Here is a 21,982-nt window from a genome sequence, read left to right as displayed (position 1 = left end):
ACCTCTCCTTTAAATTGTAATTGCATGTTTACGCGCTTTATTGATTGAAATGATATAACTGACGATAAATAGAATGATGGAACAGCCTAAGAATATTGACATATCATGTGTTTTAAATATATGCGATTGTACTGAAAATAATTTAAGCACATAATCTATAAACTGTATTGAGTTTGGTACAATTGCACCGACTATAATCATCCAAAATATAATAGGAATTTTGATCAATCTTTTATACTCTGCAAATGGTAAGATTAAACTAATCGTCAACAAATTCCCTGCAATGCTTAAACACATGCCTGAAATGTCATATGAAACTTCCATGCCTGGTTCTTGTATTAAAAATGCTACAATCGTACATAAACCAAGTAGTAATTGTGTGAATAAAATAAATATTAATCCTGTTAAATAATGAGCATTAATCACTGTTGATTGCTTAACAGGTAAACTTAAAAATGTATATTCAGAATGATTTTTATTGATTCTATTGAATAGAAAATACATTGGTACTAAGAACACAATATGGATCATAACAACGATTATTCCTAATATACCTATTTTAATAAATCCATTAAGAGGTAATACGACTATTAATGGTAGTAACAATGCTGTAGCTAACATTAAATATAGGTATGATTTTGATAAAATTAAGTTTCTATATAAGATTGCCTTCATTTTATACCTCCATAAACCGTAATTTGATCTTGTTTAGCTAGTTTGATAGCTCTACTAAACTGAATCGACCATACGATTGCAACGATTAACAATATGATTGCTGGTGTATAGTATAAAAATATTTTCCAACCAAATGCCTCAGCAAATGGATAATGTCGATTCGAATATATCCCAAAGTAAAACATTGTGAATATCCCATACATAGCAACTAATATCCAAGCACCTAATTGATTAATATTTAAATGTGCAAATGTTGGATAAACAATGCTTAACGTAAACAAGTTCGTTGCTATAATAAATAACCCTGCTTGTATAAATATTGTGTCTTGCTTTACGAATGCTATGATCATGATCATCATAAATGAAATACCTGTTACTAATAAGTTATATAAATAATGCCCTCTTACAATATCAACTTTAGAAATCGGTAAACTCATATAAAAGATTTGACTACTTTGTTTATTTAAAAATATCGCATGATTAATACTGTGTACTGAAACAACTGCGACAAAATAAACCGCTAATACATTCATGAGTTCTATACTTTGAAAAGACACAGTAAATTTCGTTATAAATACTAATCCGAAGCAGATTAAATAAAGTAAGTAGTATCCTTTCTCATATTGAAAGTTTCGGTAGAAAACAGCTTTCATTTATACCACTTCCTTATCGAATTGATCTTTCTCAATTCTTACCATGATATCCTCTATTGACGGTGTTTCAACGACTACTTCATTTCCAAATAACTCAACAAATACCGAACTTTGTCTTGTTAATCCTGAGAAACCTGTATTCGTTTCTTTCACACTGATTAATAACGATCTTAATTCATCATCAAGTATAGATTGGTCTCCCTTGATGATTCGATAACCATCCGTTAAATCTTCTACACTTTCATTAATAACAATGGATCCATTTTTCAAATAGACAATATAATCAGCGATTTTCTCTAAATCTGAAATAATATGTGTAGAGAAAAAGATTGTTTTTTCTTCATCTATTAATTCTCTTTGTAAAATTTCAAGCACTTCATTACGTATGACTGGATCAAGTCCTGCAGTTGGTTCATCTAGAATGTAAAGTTCAGCATGGTGACTTAATGCGATTGCTAACGACAATTTCATTTTCATACCTGTTGAAAATTGCTTAATCTTTTGTTTATAAGGTAATTTAAATTCATTAATATAACCTTCAAATACATCGTGGTCCCATTCTTTATAATATTTACTGACGACTTTCTCGATTGTTTTAATATTCCAGTTTTCATACATATATAATTCTGAATAGACAAAGCCGATTTTATTTTTAATATCAACTGGGTTCTCACTTAAATATTCTCCAAGTACTTTTAAATCTCCATTTTGTTCTTTAAGTAGACCCATAATAATACGTATAATCGTTGTTTTACCTGCACCATTTGCACCAATAAATCCTGTTACATAACCTTTACGTACTTCAAAGTTAACATCTGATAATTTAAGATTTTTATGATTAAAATTTAAATTTTTAACCTCTATCGCATTGTCCATTTTATTCACCTTCCTCATAAATCAAATTAACGATTTCATTGAGTTCTTTAACATCCATTCCGATTAACTTTGCTTGTTTAGTTAAATCTCTTGCTAAATCCTCTATAACAATAAATTGTTTTTCTTTCATGATTGAGGGATCTTGTGATTTTACAAAAGTACCTTTCCCTCTTATGGTCGTGACAAATTGCTCTTGTTCTAAATCAACATATGCACGTTTAGTTGTTATTAAACTGACACCTAAATCACTTGCTAACTCTCTCATAGAAGGTAATGAAGCACCCGGTTCTACTTTACCTTGTAATATTTGTGCTTTGATTTGTTCTTTAATCTGTTCATAAATAGGCTGATTACTATTATTTTGAAGTAGAATCTTCATGTTTAACCTCCCTCTCTCTAACTGTGTATAAACAGTATATACACTATATACATATTTGTCAAACTCATTTAATAGAAAGCTTATAAATCAACGTTTTTAGGCATAAAAAAACAGAGTGTGTATACACATTGTATATACACACTCTGATTAATTTTATTATTTTAAGTCATTGATTGCTTTAGCGATAGATTCAAATACATGTTCTATATCAGATTTTTCAATACAGCTAAATGCAATACGAATATCAGTTTTATTTAAAGCAATAATACCGATACTATACTTATCAATTAAATGTAATCTCAATTGCTCAGGGTCTACATCTAACACTTTAAGTGCCATAAAGTAACCTGAATTAAATGCATATGGCGTCCATAATGATTTAAATTCATCACGATATGCGACTTCTTTCGTTACTTCATATCTTTCTTTTAGAATATTCACGTTATGATCAACTTGATCTTGGAAAGAAGGATCTTCCATTGCATGAATAATTGCAGTTTGGCTAGGTAAAGAACAACTTGATAAGTTACTTCTAATTAAACCTTTTAATTTAGCAACTAATACATCTTTAACAACATCATTTTGACTACCAAATGTTAAGAAACCAACACGGAAGCCCCATGAGAAGTATTCTTTAGTTGCGCCATCAATTTTAACCGGCATAATATTTTCGTGATTTAACGCTGTTAATGCTGTAAATACAGATTGTTTATAAACATCTTCAAAGAACAATCCATAATAAGCATCATCCACTAATGTAATGACTTGCGTACCTTTATCAGCTAATTGTTTAATAGCTTCAACCATTTCTTTAACTTCTTCAACTACTGGTGTATAACCAGTTGGGTTATTTGGGAAGTTTAACACGAGAATAACTTTTTCTTTATTATATTGTTCTAAAGCATGTTTGAAATATTCTAAAGTGTAACTGCCATCTTCTTCAAAAGCTTTGTAAGTTTCAATGTTAGCACTATGTCTTACACCAAAAGCTAATTTATAGTTACCCCAGTTATGTTCAGGTAATAAAATTGTATCTTGGGCATCTACAAATAAGTCTCCAGCTAAAGATAATCCGTGTGTTAATGCATTTGTTACGACTGGTTTAGAAATATCATCAGCACTTAAATCAGGATTGTCTTTTAAAATTTTCTGTTGCCATAATGTACGTAAACGTTCATCACCTTGTGGCGGTGCATATGGGAATATATCACTTGGATCTTGGTCACCAAATTGATTATATAAAGCATCTGTGTACATAATACCTTCATCAGTAGTTGCCATACCGATTGTTGCATTATACTTTGTACCTTTTGCTTCTCCAGATTGTGATAAAATACCCTTTGGATAATAAATAGATTTACCTAAATCGGAAAGCATATCTAATACAACAGGATATTCTTTTTTCAGTTGTTCATTTAATTCTAATGCTAGTGGGTTCATAGAAAGTCATCCTCTTTCATTGTTATGATACTTCTATACTAGACGAGAATTATGAAAATTAAAAGTGTGTTCACTAAATTTCATCATTTAATTTTAGAAAATCATCCCTTTTTGGATAACAAAGAAATAATTGATATAATAAATAAAGCAAAGGAGCAAAACATATGTCTACAATTACAAAAGTTCTTGTCGGTTTAGCTATAATCTGCTTAATTATTGGAATAGGCATTCAAATAAGCGGCAACTCAGGCATTCAATTTACATTCGCTTCAATATTATTTTTAATAGCCGCATTTATAAGTAGAAATGGCGACCGCAAAAAAGCTAATAGAAAGAAGTAAAAAAATATAGAGACTGGAACATAAGGTAATGTCCCAGTCTCTATATTTATATTATGATTGCTTTGGTATTTTCCAATAATCATCTTTATTTTCTTTATCTAATACTTTCTTAAATCCTTTTGATTGATATGCCTCTTTTATATCTTTAACCCATTTAGCATCTTTATTTTTACTATCTACAACAACTTGTAAATATAAATCTTCTACTAAATCTTCTTTTAGAAGTCCTTTGGCTGGATCAACTTTCGAAGCGTAAACAATTGAACCTGGTATAACTGCATAATCAACTTCGTCTAAAATTCTAGGAATATTAGCAGAATCCATCGTTTTGATGTTAAGATTCATTGGATTATCAGAAATATTTTTCTTCGTGATTTTAATATCATTCTTATCTGCATTTAATTTAATCCATCCTGCTTTTTCTAATAAACGATAAGCTCTTGCTGCATTTGATGGATCTTGTGGTATCGCAATTGTATCTCCTTCTTTAATACCTTTAAGATTTTTATTTTTATTAGAGAATATTTGTGCAGGTACTGTTGGTATTTTAGTAATATTTGTTAAATCTGCATCTCTTTCCTTATTAAATGTATCCATATACGCTTTATGTTGATCAACGTTAACATCCACACTACCTTCTTGCAAAGCAACATCAGCTTGTAGTAATTCAGTGAAGTCTTTATCTTTAACAGTATAACCTTTCTTCTCTAATTCAGGTTTAATACCTTTCAAAAACAACTCACTATAAGGTCCCGGTGATGTAGCAATTGTAATTTCCTTCTTTTCTTTGTCATCATTATTTCCACAAGCCGCTAGCACAACTGATAAAATAAGTGTCAAAGCTAAAAATATGTATCTCTTCATAAAAACATCTCCCTCAATTCCTACTAAACTCATCTGTTTAATTATTATATTATCATTTAGTAATCTAAAGTCAATCAAATTTTTATATGTTAAACTTTCTTTAGGAGTGATGATTATGGCTTTATATCAAAAGTTAATTCAAACGAATGCTGGTGAAATGACTGTACCTATAACATAGAAAAAACAGAACTCTTCTATTGAAGAATTCTGTTTAATAGTTCGTTTAATATTTTGGTTTATTTCTATTCATTTTAGTTAATGATTTCCATTGTTTTTTCTTTTCAGCTGTCGCTTTTTTAGATGCTTTCGAGTTGTTATAAGCAATTTCTTTTTTAAGTTTTAGATAGTTGTTATATTGACTTATATCTAAATCACCATTTTTTAAAGCTTCTTGAACTTTACATCCAGGTTCAGTTTCATGTGTACAATCACTAAACTTACAGTTTTGTGAGAGTAATTTAATATCTTCAAAACTGTCTATTATATTATCTTTATCCACTGAAAGACCTAAGCTTCTCATTCCAGGTGTATCAATTATTACACCGTTAGGCTGAATCAAATACAAACCTCTATGAGTTGTTGTATGTCTCCCTTTTTGGTCATCTTCTCTTGTTGAATGAGTTTTTAAAATATCTTTGCCAACTAAATAGTTCGCTATACTCGATTTTCCGACACCCGACGAACCTACTAGTGTTGCTGTCATACCTTTATAGAACCTTTTCGTAATTTGATCCATATTAATATTTTCAAGCACACTAGTTGTGATAATTGGGACATTACTTAATCTTCTACTAACTAATTGAACTTTTTCTTTATAATCGTGAGCAGTATCCATCTTATTCAATATGATAACAGATAATGCACCACTTTCTTTAATTTGAATCACGTATCTTTCTAACCTGTTTAAATTAAAGTCGCCATCTAGTCCCATTACAATAAACACTTCATCAATATTCGTTGCTATATATTGGTCAAGTGATTCATGTTTTTTAGATTGACGTTTTAGCTCACTAGTTCTTGGTAATATATCAATTATCAATTTAAAATCATCTAGTTCATTAACGACAACCCAGTCTCCTATAGCAGGTATCAAATTTTGATTAACTAATTTTTGTGTAATTTCTGCTTTATACTGACTTGTGGTTGTTATGACTTTAAAATGATTTTTAGAGACGAAAGATATTCTTCCAATTTTAAATTCATCACTAAAATTATTCTTATAATATGATAATTGTTCTTCTTTAATACCTAATTGTTCTATTTTCATTTAACTCCCCATTTATATAAATTAGGAATTATGGCCACCCATACTTAAGTTAACAAGAAACAATTGATTTAAAGCCATCATAATACATCACCCTTTCAAACTTATTACCATAATTGTATATGAACATATATTTTTATTCAAATTCATAAAGTATGAGTTGTCTATATGTTAAACTCTCATTAGGAGTGATGATTATGGCTTTATATCAAAAGTTAATTCAAACGAATGCTGGTGAAATGTTAGCAATTGCTAATAATGAGTATTTATTAATGCTACATTTTACGAATAAGCCTTCGTTAGAAGAGGAATTACAAATTGTACGTAAACAACTTAATTCAGAAATTAATGATGAAAGTAATCATGTTTTAGATAAACTTGAAGAGGAATTAAATCTTTATTTTGAAGGTAATCTTTCTACTTTTACAACACCTATCCATTTTAATTTTGGTACACCTTTTCAACAAAAAGTGTGGCGTGCTTTATGTGATATTCCATTTGGCGAAACGATATCTTATAAGCAGTTAGCTGAGAATATTGGTAAACCTACTGCTTTTCGTGCTGTCGCAAATGCAAATGGTAAGAACTTTATAACGATTCTTGTACCTTGTCACCGTGTGATAGCTGCCGATGGTTCAATTGGTGGTTATTCTAGTGGCATAGAACGAAAAGAAATCTTGCTTGATATTGAAAAAAATAAAAGTAACATCGGCTAATATTATCAACCGATGTTACTTTTTTAGTTTATTATAAATGTTTAATCATATATTTGTAGTCATGTCCACTTAGTTTTCGATCATATGATGGTTTGAATCCTAATTTCTCATATAGTTTCATTGCACCTTCATTATCAAATTCACAATTTAATGATACTTGTTTAAATCCTCTTTCTTTAGCTCGTACAAATGCATCTTCTATAAGTTTAGAGGCAATACCTCTACCCCTATATTCTGAAAAGACCGCAACTGAATCAATATATAAATCACCATTATCCGCTTCTTGTTCAGGTAACGGCGTTCCTTCTAATTTAAATGAATCTTTAAATTCAATATTGTGCCAATTTTCTTCAAGTTGTTTTTCGTCAGTACCACTATAGCAATTAAGAAAGCCTGCTACTTTTCCATCAATTTCAAATACCTGACTATGTTTATAATGGTTTCTATATTCACTTTCAACACTCGCTTGTTCAAGTAATCTTAAAACAGTTTCTTTATCATTTTGAACAACTAAAGGTAGCTCCATATCATGCCAAATCATAAACATTAACTCACTTAATTTTTTCGCATCTTCTTTAACAGCAGGTCTAATCATATTTTCTACTCCTTTAATACAAATTAGATTCATTTTAACATAAAAATCCCCTTTCCATATGGTTTAATACCATTTAGAAAGGGGATTATACATATCTCTTAGCTAGTAATGTCGGTTATATTCACCGAATTACATCATACCTGGCATTCCGCCCATGCCGCCCATATCTGGTGCTGCTGGTTCTTCTTCTGGAATGTCTGCTACTACTGCTTCAGTAGTTAAGAACATTGCTGCTACAGATGCTGCATTTTGTAATGCTGAACGTGTAACTTTTGTTGGATCGACAATACCTGCATCTAACATATTTACCCATTCGTCTGTTGCTGCATTGTAACCAATACCTTCGTCAGCGTTTTTAAGTTTTTCAACTATAATTGAGCCTTCTAAACCAGCATTTTCAACGATTTGACGTAATGGTGCTTCAAGAGCTTTCAACACAATGTTCACACCAGTTTGTACATCGCCTTTTGCTTCAACTTCAGCTACTTTATTATAAATAGATACTAATGCTGTACCACCACCTGCTACAATACCTTCTTCAACTGCAGCGCGTGTAGAGTTTAAAGCATCTTCAATTCTTAATTTACGTTCTTTTAATTCTGTTTCAGTTGCAGCACCTACTTTGATAACTGCAACGCCACCTGCTAATTTAGCTAATCGTTCTTGTAATTTCGTACGATCAAAGTCTGAAGTTGTTTCTTCAATTTGAGCTTTAATTTGACCAACACGAGCGTCGATGTTTACTGAGTCACCTTGACCTTCAACAATTGTAGTGTCGTCTTTAGTAACTTGAACTTTACCTGCTTCACCAAGCATATCTAGAGTTGTTTCTTTTAAGTCTAGACCTAAGTCATCAGTAATCACTTGACCACCAGTTAAGATTGCTAAGTCATCTAACATTGCTTTACGACGGTCACCAAATCCAGGCGCTTTAACTGCTACTGCTGTGAATGTACCACGTAATCTGTTTAATACTAAGTTTGTTAATGCATCGCCATCAACATCGTCAGCAACAATTAAAATTGGTCTATTTGTTTGTAAGATTTTTTCTAAGATAGGTAAAATATCTTGGAATGAAGAAATCTTCTTATCTGTAATTAAAATGTAAGGATTTTCTAATTCAGCAGTCATTTTGTCTGAATCTGTCACCATGTATGGAGAAGTATATCCTCTATCAAATTGCATACCTTCAACAACTTCTAATTCTGTGCTGAATCCTTTAGATTCTTCAATTGTAATAACACCGTCATTACCTACTTTTTCCATTGCTTCTGAAATAAATTTACCAATTTCTTCATCAGCAGCAGAAATAGAACCAACTTGTGCAATTTCTTCTTTTTTCTCAACTGGTTGTGAGATATTGTGTAATTCTTCTAAAGCTACTTTAACTGCTTTATCAATACCTTCACGAATACCAACTGGATTTGCACCACTAGTTACGTTTTTTAAACCTTCTTGAATCATCGCTTGAGCTAAGACAGTTGCTGTAGTTGTACCGTCACCTGCAACATCATTTGTTTGGTTCGCAACTTCTGCAACTAATTTAGCACCCATATTCTCATATGGATCTTGTAATTCAATTTCTTTAGCGATTGTAACACCATCATTTGTGATTAATGGTGAAGTGAATTTTTTATCTAAAACGACGTTACGTCCTTTAGGTCCTAAAGTTACTTTAACTGCATTTGCTAATTTATCAACACCAGCAAGCATAGAACGTCTAGCGTCTTCTGAAAATTTTAGTTCTTTAGCCATTTATAAAAACCTCCATAAAATATCTTCAAAAATATTATCTAAATTATTCAATAACTGCTAAAATGTCATCTTCTGAAAGGATAATATATGTTTCTTTATCACGTTTAACTTCTGTTCCTGCGTATTGTTGATATACAACTTGATCACCTACAGCAACATCTACAGTAAGTCTTGTACCATCTTCTAGACGCTTACCTGGTCCAACAGCAACAACTTTTCCTTCGTTAGACGATTCTTTAGCTGAATCTGTCAATACAATCCCGCTAGCTGTAGTTTGTTCTGTTTCTGTTTTCTCAATAATAATTCTATCTCCCAATGGTTTTAACATTTATAAAATCCTCCTTGGCGCTAATAATGTTAGCACTCTTTATACTTAAGTGCTAACTACATTTTTATAATAATCAAATTTGGTCAAAATTACAAGCAATATAACTTAAATTTTTCTCTTTTTCTGCTAAATAAGGTACAATGTTTACATGTTTATTTTTGGAGGAATTGAAAATGCAATTTAATCGATTAACTGTTAATATTGCTACCCTATTACTATTTGGTGTTGTACAAACAATCGCAATTATTCCAAATAGTTTATACGCTGATTCAGGATTATCTAAAGTCACAAGATTAGAAATCAGCTTAACTTGGATGGCAACAACAGCTATCATTACTGTTTTATTATTATGGTATATGAACTCAAATATTAAAAATCCAACTCGATTAGAACAACAGAAGAAAGAACCATGGGTATACGTGATTTTCTGGTGTGTTGCAGGTATTATAATGGCCATGCTTGGACAAATCATCGCCGCTTTGATTAATACATATATATTTAATCAACCAGTAGAAAGTGGCAATACTCAAAATCTCATGAAGATTGCACAACAATCACATATATTAATCGTTTATATCGTATTAGCTGGTCCAATATTAGAAGAATTAATATTCCGTAAATTAATTTTCGGAGAGATATACAATATGATCAAAGCACCTAAGTGGTTAAGCTTTATCGTAGCAGTATTAGTTAGTTCATTTATCTTCTCATTAGCACATTCAGATCCAGAACATACATTAATATATGTTGTAATGGGAACTGTATTTAGCGGCCTTTATGTATTAACGAAACGTATCATCGTACCAATGGTTGCACATATGGGAATGAACGGTATTGTTGTTTTAGGACAAATTGTATTTAAAGATCAAGTAAACGAACAATTAGAGAAACAATCTCAAATTTCACAACTGATATATCATACAATCTTGAGCATGTATAGCTAAGTGTAAATAAATAAGCATATCACCGAACTGATGAACTCAGTCTTAAGTGATATGCTTATTTTTTTGTATTTGGAGGGCGGCTAACTTCCATTATTTCGAATTGTGGTAGTTAAGCGGGTCACTCTTACGGACATTTCTCGGAATTCTGTCCCTAACATATTCTAATATTGTTTGACGCCCCATAATACTTCTTCACATTTTTTAATAATGTATTTGATAACTTCTATTCTAGCTGATTTTTTATTGTCAGCTGGTACGACAAGCCATGGTGCATGATCTGTGTTTGTGAATTTAATCATATCATGACTTGCTTCGATATATTGATCCCATTTTTCTCTATTTCGCCAATCTTCGTCTGTGATTTTCCATTGTTTTTCTGGTGTTTCTTCTCGTTCTTTAAATCTTCTTAATTGTTCATCTTTATCTAAAGTTAAGAAGAATTTTAGAATAATTGCACCTTCGTCTGTCCACATTTTCTCAAATTGATTAATTTCTTCATAGGCACGTTTCCATTCTTTCTTAGTAGCAAATCCTTCTACTCTTTCGACTAATACTCTTCCGTACCAACTTCTATCGAATATTTCAATGTGGCCGCTTCTTGGCATATCTTTAGCAAATCTCCATAAGTAATGATGATTCAACTCAACATCTGTTGGGGCACTTATTGCATTTACTTCATAACCGGTTGGATCTAATTTTTCTCTAACTCTTTTAATATTGCCACCTTTACCGGCTGCATCCATGCCTTCGTATACTAATATTAACGGAATTTTTCTTTCGTATAATGCAAATTGCAATTCCTTCAGTCTATCTTGTAAGTCACCTATAAGAGATTTATAAGTCTTTTTATTTACTTTATCTATTGATTGCTCAAATAGGTCTGTTTTAAAATCTTCCGTAAAATCGCCATCAATTACTTTGTCTTTCTGTTTATGTAGTTTAATCGCTTTGTTCAAACGATTGATGATATGTTTATACATCAAATTGATAGCTTCTTCTCTCTCCGTATAATCAATGATTTCCCATTCATCAGGCGATGCTTTAAGTATTTTATGCATTTCTTTATGATATACGTCATCATTAATGGCAGTTTCATATTCTTGTGCTTTCCAACTTGTTAATGGATTTTCTTTCATTTCTTTTAAATGTTCTTTTCTCTTCTTATCGCTAATCTCAATATAAAACTTAATAATTTCATAGCCATCATCTTGGACCATCGATTCAAAGTCTTGGATTTGTCTTCGTAATGCATGATATTTGTTGTATATAGAATGTTTTATTTTGTTTGCTTGATATTCTATATAATATGCATACCAACTTCTAAAATAAATATTGATATCACCTTTTGAAGGTAAACTGTTCCAATACTTCTGTAAAAATTGATATCTTAGATCGTCTTCTGAAGGTGATTTCATCGGTACAAAGTGTGTGTATTTAGCATCAAGTGTTAACAGAAGTTCATTTGATAGTCTCGTCTTACCTGATGCGGGAACACCTTCAAATACAATCATGATAGGAATTCCAAGTTCTTTTGTCTTCCTCGTTAATGTTGCTACATCTAAAGATAATTGTTCATTATTTTTAGTCATTTATATACACCTCTTTTCATTTCATATTATATGCTTCCACCTTTATTTTCGCAATTTTCAATAAAATTAAAACAAAGAAATGTTATAATAAATTTATTAAGGGAGGTTTTAACATGACGTTAACTTTTAAAGATTATCAATATGAACAAATCAATATTGAAGAAAAAGAAAAGCAAACCAAATCATTATTAAATGAATTAGATAATGCAGAAACGGTCGATCAAGCAATTGAGGCGATTAATGAAATTAATAAAATTAGAAACCATACTGATACGCATTATAACTTAGCTTACATAAGAGCATCTATCGATACAAATGATGAATATTATAATAAAGAAAGAGATTTCTTTGATGAAACAATGCCTAAAATACAATATTTAGACCATTTATTCTATCAATCTTTATTAAAATCTAAATTTAAAAATGATTTAATTGCGCATTTTGGACAACAACTATTTTCTTTAGCAGAAGTTGCTCTCAATACATATAATCCTTCTATTAATGACTTACTTGTTAAAGAAAATAAATTAGTAAGCGAATATGATAAATTAATTGCTTCAGCAGATATTGACTATAACGGTGAACATTTGAACTTATCACAATTCAGTAAGTACTTAATCAACGAAGATAGAGAAATTAGAAAAGATGCTTTTAAAGCTAGAGAACAGTTTTTTGCAGATCATCTAGAGGATTTAGATCGTATTTATGATGATCTTGTAAAAACAAGACATGAAATAGCTCTAAAATTAGGATACGAGAACTTTGTTCAACTAGGCTATGATAGAATGCAAAGAATTGGTTACGACGCAAATGATGTAAAAATTTTTAGAGAGCAAGTTAAAGAACATGTCGTACCTATTACTGAAGACATCAAATCTCAGCATGCGAAACGTATTGGCGTTGACAGTTTAAAAGCTTCCGATAATAATTTCACTTTTAAAACTGGATCGCCTAAACCACAAATATCTACAGAAGAAATCGTGAAAAATGCTAAAAAAATGTACCATGAACGTTCTAAAGAAACTGGTCATTTTATAGATTTTATGATTGATAAACAATTATTTGATTTAGAAGCTAAAAAAGGAAAAGAAAGTGGTGGATATTGTACAATCATTAATGATTTTAAATCACCATTCATCTTTGCCAACTTTAATGGCACACAAGGTGATATTGAAGTTATGACCCATGAAGCCGGACATGCTTTCCAAGTATATGAAAGCTTGAAGTATTCTGTACCCGAATATTACTTCCCTACTTCAGAGGCATGTGAAATTCATTCAATGAGCATGGAATATTTAACTTATCCATGGATGCCATTATTTTTCAAAAAAGATACGGATAAATTTAAACTAGCACACTTAGAAGACAATATTAAATTCTTACCGTACGGTGTAGCAGTGGATGAATTCCAACACTTTGTTTATGAGAACCCAGACATATCTTCAGAAGAACGTAGAAAAGCTTGGTCAGATTTAGAAAATAAATACTTCCCAAGTGTAGACTATGACAATATTCAACATCTTGAAAATGGTGCATTCTGGCATAGACAAGGTCATATTTTTGCATCACCATTTTATTATATTGATTATACATTAGCGACAATTTGTGCAATGCAATTTTTCATTAAACAAGAAGCTGATCCAGAACAAGCATGGTCTGATTACTTGAAAATATGTCAAATTGGCGGTTCACAATCATTTATTGATATTATGGCATCTGTTCAGTTACAATCTCCATTTGAAGAAGGTACTGTAAAATCCATTATAGAAACATTATACAAAGCAACACAGAATATTGATCAAAGTGAATTTTAATAAAAAAGTTGGTGCGAGACAGAAGTTTACTCCCAAGATACTAGAAGAGACTGAGACATTACATTATATGCCAGTCTCTTTTATTTGGAAAAATCAATATTAGTGTGAGGTTCTATGTTGCTTGTTTGGTGGGTCTTGCAACATACAGGAGTTCTATGTTGCTTGTTTAGGGAGTCTTGCAACATACAGGAGTTCTATGTTGCTTGTTTGGTATGTCTTGCAATATACAGGAGTTCTATGTTGCTTGTTTGGTATGTCTTGCAACATAGATAGCGTCTATCTATCTTGTTTCACCAGTCTTGATAAATACAGAGCTCCTATTTATCTTGTTTGGGCAGTCTTGATAAATACAAGGCGCTTATTTATCTTGTTTGGGCAGTCTTGATAAATACAAGGCGCTTATTTATCTGGTTTGTCCAGTCTTGATAAATACAAGGTCCTCCAACATTGCTTATCACGCCTCACTTGCAATATTCAGCCTCCCAATTTCTAAAAATATGAAAAAGAGTCTAGAACATTTCTGTCCCAGACTCACTTTTATTTTATTTATGATTTTGAAAATCTTCGCATTATGAATAATATGATGACTCCTAATACTAGTACGATTGCGATTGAAATACCAATGATGAATGGTTTAGAAACACCTTTGTCGTCAGAAGTTGTTTCAAAACTTTCTGTTGTAGTTTGAGTTGTCTCTGTTTTAGTATCATCATCTACTGAAGTTGTTTCTGTCGTTTTATTAGTCTTTTTAAATTTTGGTTGTGCTAAATCAGGTCTACTACCAACTTTACTTGTTACGAGCGCTAGTACATCTTCATCCAATTTACTATAATATGCTTCTGAATGGCCAGGTATAAATTTAGGCGCTTTTTCATCAGTGTATTGCGGATTGTAATATCCATCCCCTACTTCATTTGTATTAGGATATGCTGGCATTGTTGGTTTATATTGATTTACATTTTGATCATTATTGCTATTTGAATTTGGTTCATTAGTTTTAGGTTCTTCAGAAGATGGTTTCCCACTATTGGATTGGTTCGGTGGTGGTACTTGATGATTGTTATCATTACTTGAAGGTTCTTCAGTGCTCGGTTTTTCGCCAGATTTTGGTTCAGTACTTGGCTCTTCTGTTGATGGTTCCTCTGAAGTTGGTTTATCATCTGTCTTTGGCTCTTCTGTTGTTGGTTCCTCTGAAGTTGGTTTATCATCTGTTTTTGGTTCTTCCGTGCTTGGTTCTTCTGTTGTTGGCTCCTCTGTACTAGGCTTTTCATCAGTCTTCGGTTCTTCTGTACTTGGTTTCTGATCTGATTTCGGCTCTGTACTTGGTTCTTCTGTTGTTGGTTCTTCTTTACTAGGCTGTTCATCTGATTTTTGTTCAGACTTTTTATCTCTAGTAGGTTCTTCTGATGACTGTTCCTCAGTGCTTGAATTTTCTTCTGACTTCGGTTCAGTAGTTGTTTCCTCAGTTTTACTATTTTGTTTGCTATTTGAATCAGTTTTATTGGATTGCTGTGCTTCTATATTTTGATTCGATTGTTCTTGAGTTGTGTTCGGAGAAGTATCTTTTGTACTAGATTCATTGCTTTCTATTGCATCTGTATTATTCCCGTGTGCTACTCCAAATGCCATAGAAGATAATAGTAATGTTGAAATCATAGCATTTTTAAATATCTTCATAAAAATTCTTCCCCTCCTCTACATTAATTAATAGTTAAAGTATAAAGGAATGTTTCTTTGTTTTCTATGCTTGTACGCCATATGTTACACAGAATTAATATTTTGTAATAACTTATTCATATTTCTTACAATTTACTGATATTAAAATAAACACTTGCTGTATCAGAACAACAAGTGTTTTTTATTCGTTTAGTTATTTAGTTGTAAGTCATATTTCGTAAACTTCAAGTAAACTTGACCAGACTCTGTAGAAGTTCTGAAATTAACAGCATCTTCATCAGGGAATATTCTCGTTGTTAATACTTTTTCACCATCGTTAACGAAAATTTCTAAACTAGATGTATCGCTATAAATTCTCAACTCTTTTAAGTCATTATCTAAAGTTGTTGTACGAGTTGTCTTCTCAACCGCTTCACTTACAATACCACTTTCAAATCGATCTAAAGTAAGTTGTTTAGAACGTGTATTATAAATAATTTGCGTTGAACATTTTTTAGAAACTCTTAAATCAAAGTATATTTCGCTAGCTTCATTCTCTAGTATCTCAATCATTAATTCAAATTGTTTACCTTCATATGGGTGGAGTTTAACTGAATGTTTATTAGCATAACCTTCAGCAGTTTCTTTATTTGTTCTTAATTTTTCAAGTGCTTTTATAGGTCTTTGTTTCAGTTTATCATCTTCAATTGTGAGTACTCTTGGAATCGTTAAACAATGTGCCCAACCTTCTTCATCTGTAGCATAATCTATTTCAGGAAGACCCATCCAACCAATTAAAATTCTGTCACCATGTTCATCTAAGAATGTTTGTGGGGCATAAAAGTCAAAGCCTTGATCTAATTCAAGAAATTCTTGGTGCTCAAACTTCAACGTATCAATATCAAAATCACCAATTAAATAACCAGATTGATAGATGTTCTCGAATTGGTTATTTTCCGCTTCAATACCTTGAGGTGAAAAGATAAATACATCTTTATCATTTAACTTAAATAAATCTGGACATTCCCACATATAACCGAAGTTTTGCAGTCGTGTTTCAATTTCGCCTTTAAAGTTCCAATCTTGAATATTTTCAGATTCATATATAACAGCCGTACCTGTTTCATTCTCTCTTTGAATACCAAATATTGCATAGTATTTTTCATTCTCAAACCATACTTTAGGGTCTCTAAAATGTTCAGTATATCCTTCTGGCTTGTTTGGAATAGCTGGTTGATCAAACTTTTTAAAAGTACCATCTTCTAATTGTTCAGCAATCATTTGGACAGATTTACGATCCCAATTTTCATTACGTACATTTCCCGTATACATTAAATATAACTTGCCATTATAATCAAAAGCACTACCCGAATATACACCGTGACTATCATATTCTGTATCAGGCACTAAAGCGATTCCCTCATCTTTAAATTCTAATAAATCTTTGCTTGTATAATGATACCAATACTTCAAACCATGTACTGCACCAAGCGGAAACCATTGATGAAATATATGATAAACACCATTATGATAAACCAATCCATTTGGATCATTTAACAATCCTGTTTTTGGTTGAATATGAAAAGTTTGACGCCATTTTGACGCATTTACTTTATCTATTAATTCATTGTATGCTTCATCAGATATGTCTGATAATTTTTTATATCTTTCTTCTCGTGTCCAATTTACCATTATCATTCTCCTTACATCCGATTTAGACGGGTTCCATAATATATATATTTTAGCATACTTGAAAGGCTTAATTTTTTAACCATTCAAATTGTGTTTCAATAATATTTAATTTTTCTACCGTTTCGTTATTTATACTTTTATTTAATACATGAACTGCTGTCTCACCTGCTAAATAATAGTTAAACTTTACTGTCCCAATATGAGGTGCCACAATTTCTGTCATCTTATTTCCACCAAATCCAATAATTGTTGGCATATCAACTTCTCTTTTTAAAAGTGTGTGGTATATACCTAAAGCTATATTATCCGTAGCTGCGACAATAACTTCGTCTTCTCTCAACTCAATATCATTACCCAATATTTGTGCATCTTTAATACTGAAACTACTTTCAATAAATGTTGGTTCGATGCCTTGTTCCTTTAGTGGGACAAACAGGCCTTCTTTTCTCGTCTTACCAACTGCAATGTCATGTTCAGAAACACCGATATATGTAATATTGTGCTTTTGATGTTTCAATAACCATTCTGCAACTTGATTACCTGCTTGGAAATCATCGTGAACAATCGATAAAAGTGATTCATGCGATTGACCAACAATAACAATTGGGCATTCAACTGACTCAATTGCTTTCATATGTTCTTCAGAAATGTTCGTTGCCATCAAAATAATGCCATCCACTTTACGCTTAGCTAACATATAAATAGAATCAATTTCTCTATCTTTTGATAAATCTGTATTCACAATCATTGTTTGAACATTTTGTTTCAGTAAAGTTGTTTCTATACCTTTTAACGTTTCAGTCGTTGCATAGGAATCTAGCCTAGGTACAATTGCACCGATCAGACCTGTTCTCTTAGCCTTTAAACTTTGTGCAAATTGATTCGGTTTATATCCTGTTTCTTCTACTACTTTATGTATTTTTTCTTTTGTACTTTTACTAATGGAGCCGCCATTTAAATATCTAGAAACTGTACTTTTAGAAACACCTGCCATATTAGCAATATCTTTAATCGTCTTCATGTATACACCTCTCAGTCATTTATTCTATCATAAAACCGTTTCCAATTCTTTATAAATAAAATACAGTTTTAAACAAAAAAACCTAGAAACAAAGACATTTGGCTTTGTTTCTAGGTTAAATGTAATTTATTGTTTTTCAACCGTTATTGTCCATGAAGCATCTCCAAGTTGTTCATAATTTGTAACGGGATAGCCATTCTCTGCTGCCCAATTTGGAAGTGCTTCTGTCGCTTGCGTGCAATCAAAATCAATTTTCAATTGTTCGCCTACTTGTAATTCATCCATTTTATTTTGCGCTTCTATTAAAGGGAACGGACATACCATTCCTACTGTACCTAATTCATGTACCATATATATTAACTCCTTTTATTAAATACTTTGTGTACTTACTTGTGCTTTTGTTTGTCTTGCTTTTCTAGGTTTAACAAAGATGAAATAACTCATAAACCATGCACCAACGATCATTGATGGTAAAGCAACCCAACCTTGCCAACTCATTGCTGCAGTTGAAACTAAACCATTACCGATTGAACATCCGCCTGCTAATGATGCACCAACACCCATACAAGCACCACCGATAACACTGTTTCTTATTGTCTTAGTATCTGGCATTCTCCATTTGAATTCTCTTGAACCTTTTGCAGCAATATATGAACCGATAAATATACCAAGTACTAAAAATACGCCCCAGTTTATTAATGAAGCATCACCTGTAACTAAGTATTGCACGATATTTGCTGAAGGTGTTGTAATACCAAGGCCAGCAATTCTTCCTGTTGAAGCACTCATTGGCCAAGCAATTAAAGCTATTATCCCTACTGCAATAGCAGCTGCAAATGGGTGATATCTTTTTTCAAATAAGATATGACGAATGCCTGTATATTTTTGTTTTAATTGAGGAATTGCTACTTTTGGTTTTTTTAGTGTCTTTGTCACAAAATAAACTGTAACAATCACTAAAATTGCAATCAATACCCATACAGGTACATTAAGTGTTTCTGCCATATTAGAGTTAACGACACTATATGAATTAATTTTTTCTTGAACAGGGTTTAATGGTCCAGATTTCATAATTGCTGCTGTAACACCATATAATACTAAGGCTATCCAGCTTCCAATTAATCCTTCGCCTGCTCTGTACCAAGTCCCAGTCGCACATCCACCAGCTAAGATAATTCCGATACCAAATACAAATGATCCAAATATCGTACCTACTAATGGAAATGTTGCAGCTTCTAACTTAAATACGCCTAATCCTACTAGTGTAAATAATCCAATACTTTGAATAGAGATCGCTATTAATAAAGCATAAAACATTTTATTATTTTTCTGTACATACATATCTCTAAACCCGCCTGTTAAACAAAAACGTGTTCTTTGCATAACAAAGCCAAGTAATATTCCGACTATAAGTCCACTTATAATCATCCAAACCATATAAACAACTCCTTATTCCTATTACAATGATAGGAATAATAATATATCATATACAACACATATTCAAGTTAACATTTGATTACAAATATCAGACAATTCAATAAAAAAACAGCCATAGCATTAAGCTACAGCTGCTCTTTATCTTCTTCATCCATCCCAAGTTCTTCTTCCATTAATTTTTGTTCTGCTTTTAAATATTTTTTATAGCCGATTTTTGAAATAATTATGCTGATTTCATAAAGTAAAATCATCGGTAAAGTAAACAACATATGTGTCATAAAGTCAGGTGGTGCGATTAACGCAGCCACAACAAGTAAAATAAAATATGCATATTTTCTATTTTTCTTTAAAAACATCGGTGTAACGATACCTAATCTCGTTAAAAATAGTAATAAAATTGGTAATTGAAAGACAAATCCGAATGGTATTGTAAATTTAAACATTTCACTAAAGTACTCTTTAATCCCGATAGTTTGCTTAATCCCCATATCATCAGCTAATCCCATTGTGAACGAAATTAAATACGGAAAAATAACAAAGTATGAGAATAATAAACCACCTACAAATAAAATCAAACTAAATGGTATGTAACTTAATGTCACTTTTTGTTCTTTAGGATGTAAACCTGGAGATATAAATGCCCATAATTCGTATAAAATAACAGGCGATACTATGATAAATGCAATCACAATTATCATTGTTATGTATATCGTTAATGGATCCGTTATTCTAAATGCATTGAGTTCTAATGTTTGTGTGAAATCATCATTTGTTATATAAAAAATAACGGGTTTAGCTACGAAAAAACCAACGATGAGACCACCAACAAGGAAATATGCAATGATCATAATACGTCCACGAAGTTCTTCTAAGTGTTCGACAAATGTTAAATTGTCTTTATCCACCGTCTTACCTCCAATCTAAAAAAGATGTGGCAGGAAACCCGCCACATACATGGGAACATCTGTTAAATAAAATTCTATTTAACTTCTTTATCTTTGCTATCTTCTGGAGTGCTTTTCTTCTCATCAAAGTTTGTCATGCCATCAGTCGCATCTTTAAATTCTTTCAAAGTTGAACCCATTGCTCTACCGAATTGTGGTAATTTCTTTGGTCCAAATATGATTAATGCAACTACCCCTATAAATAATAAACTGACTGGTCCTGAAATACCAAGTGTGTTAATAAACATTAAAGCTTCCATTTGATACCCTCCTATTGATTCTTCATAAAGAAGATTAAAGATTGTAATTCAATTCCTAAATCTATATGATGAACCTGCACTTTCTCAGGCACATTAATTCTTTGAGGTGTAAAATTCAAAATACCAGTAATACCCGAAGATGTTATACGATCCGCAACTTTTTGAGCTGCTTGTTGTGGTACTGTTAATATTACAACTTGTATACCTACTTCTTCAACTACCTTTTCAAAATCATCCATACTATCCACAGTTAATTTACCAACCATACTACCAATGATATCTTCTGATTGATCAAAAGCAGCTACAATTTGCATTCTATCATTAACAGTAAAGTTATAATTCACAAGTGCAGTACCTAAATTACCAACACCAACGATTGCGACTTTAGTCATATCATCTTGTTCAAGTGTTGTTCTAAAAAATTTAAGTAAATAACTAATATTGTAACCATAACCCTTTTTACCTAATTCACCAAAATACGAAAAATCTCGACGAATAGTAGCTGAATCAATTTTAAGTCCTTCACTTAATTCTTTCGATGAAACACGATCTACGCCAGAATTATGCAATGTGCTAACAAATCTATAATAAAGAGGCAAACGTTTCAAAGTTGCTTTAGGGATCTTCACATCATTCTTTGCCAAAATCCTCACCTTTTCCAATATAAAATAATGTGATTGCGTTCACATCTAATGGCTTAATTATAACAAACTTCACGTAAAATAACTATATAAATATT

The 21,982-nt window shown here is 31.6% G+C and carries 23 protein-coding genes; 4 read left to right on the top strand and 19 right to left on the bottom strand.

The annotated features are described in order from the left end of the window. Positions 1 to 9: 9 nt before the first annotated feature. The 5 genes from pmtB to LQ686_RS03255 form a co-directional block, all read right to left on the bottom strand. A complete protein-coding gene (pmtB, locus tag LQ686_RS03275) occupies positions 10 to 675 on the bottom strand; it encodes a phenol-soluble modulin export ABC transporter permease subunit PmtB (RefSeq protein ID WP_107590629.1) in 666 nt (221 codons plus the stop codon). Beyond that, on the bottom strand, positions 672 to 1,328 hold the full coding sequence (locus LQ686_RS03270) for an ABC-2 transporter permease (RefSeq protein WP_103360840.1): 657 nt from the start codon (positions 1,326 to 1,328) through the stop codon (positions 672 to 674). The genes pmtB and LQ686_RS03270 overlap by 4 nt, the downstream gene beginning before the upstream one ends. Continuing rightward, positions 1,329 to 2,204: a phenol-soluble modulin export ABC transporter ATP-binding protein PmtA gene (gene pmtA, locus LQ686_RS03265; protein WP_107565589.1), complete on the bottom strand. Its 876-nt coding sequence runs from the start codon at positions 2,202 to 2,204 to the stop codon at positions 1,329 to 1,331. Between the two features lies 1 nt (position 2,205). After that, positions 2,206 to 2,583 (bottom strand): PSM export ABC transporter transcriptional regulator PmtR, encoded by a 378-nt coding sequence (pmtR, locus tag LQ686_RS03260; protein ID WP_025905075.1) that lies wholly within the window; start codon positions 2,581 to 2,583, stop codon positions 2,206 to 2,208. 156 nt (positions 2,584 to 2,739) lie between these two features. Further along, positions 2,740 to 4,023, bottom strand: a complete 1,284-nt coding sequence (locus LQ686_RS03255; RefSeq protein WP_103360838.1) for an aminotransferase class I/II-fold pyridoxal phosphate-dependent enzyme — start codon at positions 4,021 to 4,023, stop codon at positions 2,740 to 2,742. 164 nt (positions 4,024 to 4,187) lie between these two features. Here LQ686_RS03255 and LQ686_RS03250 point away from each other — a divergent pair, with 164 nt between their 5' ends. Further along, positions 4,188 to 4,364, top strand: coding sequence for a hypothetical protein (locus LQ686_RS03250; protein ID WP_037589573.1), 177 nt, complete (start codon positions 4,188 to 4,190; stop codon positions 4,362 to 4,364). Between the two features lie 51 nt (positions 4,365 to 4,415). Here LQ686_RS03250 and LQ686_RS03245 read toward each other — a convergent pair whose 3' ends face one another. Together LQ686_RS03245 and rsgA are read right to left on the bottom strand one after the other, a co-directional pair. Then, positions 4,416 to 5,228, bottom strand: coding sequence for a MetQ/NlpA family ABC transporter substrate-binding protein (locus LQ686_RS03245; RefSeq protein WP_103360837.1), 813 nt, complete (start codon positions 5,226 to 5,228; stop codon positions 4,416 to 4,418). 223 nt (positions 5,229 to 5,451) lie between these two features. Further along, complete coding sequence (rsgA, locus tag LQ686_RS03240; RefSeq protein WP_103360836.1) at positions 5,452 to 6,495, bottom strand: ribosome small subunit-dependent GTPase A; 1,044 nt, start codon at positions 6,493 to 6,495, stop codon at positions 5,452 to 5,454. Positions 6,496 to 6,689: 194 nt separating this feature from the next. On the opposite strand from rsgA, the gene LQ686_RS03235 reads away from it, so the two are divergent. Beyond that, positions 6,690 to 7,208 carry a methylated-DNA--[protein]-cysteine S-methyltransferase gene (locus LQ686_RS03235; RefSeq protein ID WP_103360835.1) on the top strand — a complete coding sequence of 173 codons (519 nt, stop codon included), beginning with the start codon at positions 6,690 to 6,692 and terminating at the stop codon, positions 7,206 to 7,208. A gap of 31 nt (positions 7,209 to 7,239) precedes the next feature. Here the strand turns inward: LQ686_RS03235 and LQ686_RS03230 are convergent, their stop codons facing one another. The 3 genes from LQ686_RS03230 to groES form a co-directional block, all read right to left on the bottom strand. Beyond that, a complete protein-coding gene (locus tag LQ686_RS03230; RefSeq protein ID WP_103360834.1) occupies positions 7,240 to 7,803 on the bottom strand; it encodes a GNAT family N-acetyltransferase in 564 nt (187 codons plus the stop codon). Positions 7,804 to 7,932: 129 nt separating this feature from the next. Beyond that, a complete protein-coding gene (gene groL, locus LQ686_RS03225; protein ID WP_037589599.1) occupies positions 7,933 to 9,558 on the bottom strand; it encodes a chaperonin GroEL in 1,626 nt (541 codons plus the stop codon). A gap of 43 nt (positions 9,559 to 9,601) precedes the next feature. Then, positions 9,602 to 9,886 (bottom strand): co-chaperone GroES, encoded by a 285-nt coding sequence (groES, locus tag LQ686_RS03220; RefSeq protein WP_025905068.1) that lies wholly within the window; start codon positions 9,884 to 9,886, stop codon positions 9,602 to 9,604. Between the two features lie 173 nt (positions 9,887 to 10,059). Between groES and mroQ the strand changes: the two genes are divergently transcribed. Further along, the gene (gene mroQ / locus LQ686_RS03215; RefSeq protein ID WP_025905067.1) at positions 10,060 to 10,830 is read left to right on the top strand and encodes an intramembrane glutamic endopeptidase MroQ; all 771 of its coding nucleotides are present in this window, start codon (positions 10,060 to 10,062) and stop codon (positions 10,828 to 10,830) included. A gap of 161 nt (positions 10,831 to 10,991) precedes the next feature. Here mroQ and LQ686_RS03210 read toward each other — a convergent pair whose 3' ends face one another. Beyond that, complete coding sequence (locus LQ686_RS03210; RefSeq protein WP_107590630.1) at positions 10,992 to 12,419, bottom strand: phosphate--AMP phosphotransferase; 1,428 nt, start codon at positions 12,417 to 12,419, stop codon at positions 10,992 to 10,994. 113 nt (positions 12,420 to 12,532) lie between these two features. Here LQ686_RS03210 and LQ686_RS03205 point away from each other — a divergent pair, with 113 nt between their 5' ends. Continuing rightward, positions 12,533 to 14,233 (top strand): M3 family oligoendopeptidase, encoded by a 1,701-nt coding sequence (locus LQ686_RS03205; protein ID WP_107618011.1) that lies wholly within the window; start codon positions 12,533 to 12,535, stop codon positions 14,231 to 14,233. 546 nt (positions 14,234 to 14,779) lie between these two features. Here LQ686_RS03205 and LQ686_RS03200 read toward each other — a convergent pair. From LQ686_RS03200 to LQ686_RS03165, 8 genes are all read right to left on the bottom strand, one after another. Further along, positions 14,780 to 15,910: an SdrH family protein gene (locus LQ686_RS03200; RefSeq protein WP_103360812.1), complete on the bottom strand. Its 1,131-nt coding sequence runs from the start codon at positions 15,908 to 15,910 to the stop codon at positions 14,780 to 14,782. Between the two features lie 189 nt (positions 15,911 to 16,099). Continuing rightward, complete coding sequence (locus LQ686_RS03195) at positions 16,100 to 17,581, bottom strand: glycoside hydrolase family 32 protein (RefSeq protein WP_107590631.1); 1,482 nt, start codon at positions 17,579 to 17,581, stop codon at positions 16,100 to 16,102. 67 nt (positions 17,582 to 17,648) lie between these two features. After that, a complete protein-coding gene (locus tag LQ686_RS03190) occupies positions 17,649 to 18,602 on the bottom strand; it encodes a LacI family DNA-binding transcriptional regulator (RefSeq protein WP_103360810.1) in 954 nt (317 codons plus the stop codon). 126 nt (positions 18,603 to 18,728) lie between these two features. Next, complete coding sequence (locus LQ686_RS03185) at positions 18,729 to 18,953, bottom strand: sulfurtransferase TusA family protein (RefSeq protein ID WP_025905061.1); 225 nt, start codon at positions 18,951 to 18,953, stop codon at positions 18,729 to 18,731. 18 nt (positions 18,954 to 18,971) lie between these two features. Then, positions 18,972 to 20,039 carry a YeeE/YedE family protein gene (locus tag LQ686_RS03180; protein ID WP_103360809.1) on the bottom strand — a complete coding sequence of 356 codons (1,068 nt, stop codon included), beginning with the start codon at positions 20,037 to 20,039 and terminating at the stop codon, positions 18,972 to 18,974. 125 nt (positions 20,040 to 20,164) lie between these two features. Next, on the bottom strand, positions 20,165 to 20,944 hold the full coding sequence (gene tatC, locus LQ686_RS03175; protein WP_103361776.1) for a twin-arginine translocase subunit TatC: 780 nt from the start codon (positions 20,942 to 20,944) through the stop codon (positions 20,165 to 20,167). A gap of 74 nt (positions 20,945 to 21,018) precedes the next feature. Continuing rightward, complete coding sequence (locus tag LQ686_RS03170) at positions 21,019 to 21,243, bottom strand: twin-arginine translocase TatA/TatE family subunit (RefSeq protein ID WP_048540593.1); 225 nt, start codon at positions 21,241 to 21,243, stop codon at positions 21,019 to 21,021. Positions 21,244 to 21,254: 11 nt separating this feature from the next. Further along, positions 21,255 to 21,887 (bottom strand): redox-sensing transcriptional repressor Rex, encoded by a 633-nt coding sequence (locus LQ686_RS03165; RefSeq protein ID WP_025905057.1) that lies wholly within the window; start codon positions 21,885 to 21,887, stop codon positions 21,255 to 21,257. Between the last annotated feature and the right edge of the window lie 95 nt (positions 21,888 to 21,982).

It is taken from the genome of Mammaliicoccus sp. J-M41 (genome assembly GCF_022385935.1).
GTDB lineage: Bacteria > Bacillota > Bacilli > Staphylococcales > Staphylococcaceae > Mammaliicoccus > Mammaliicoccus sciuri_A.
The sequence above is the reverse complement of the archived record's forward strand: the minus strand, read 5'-3'. Positions and strand labels throughout refer to the sequence as shown.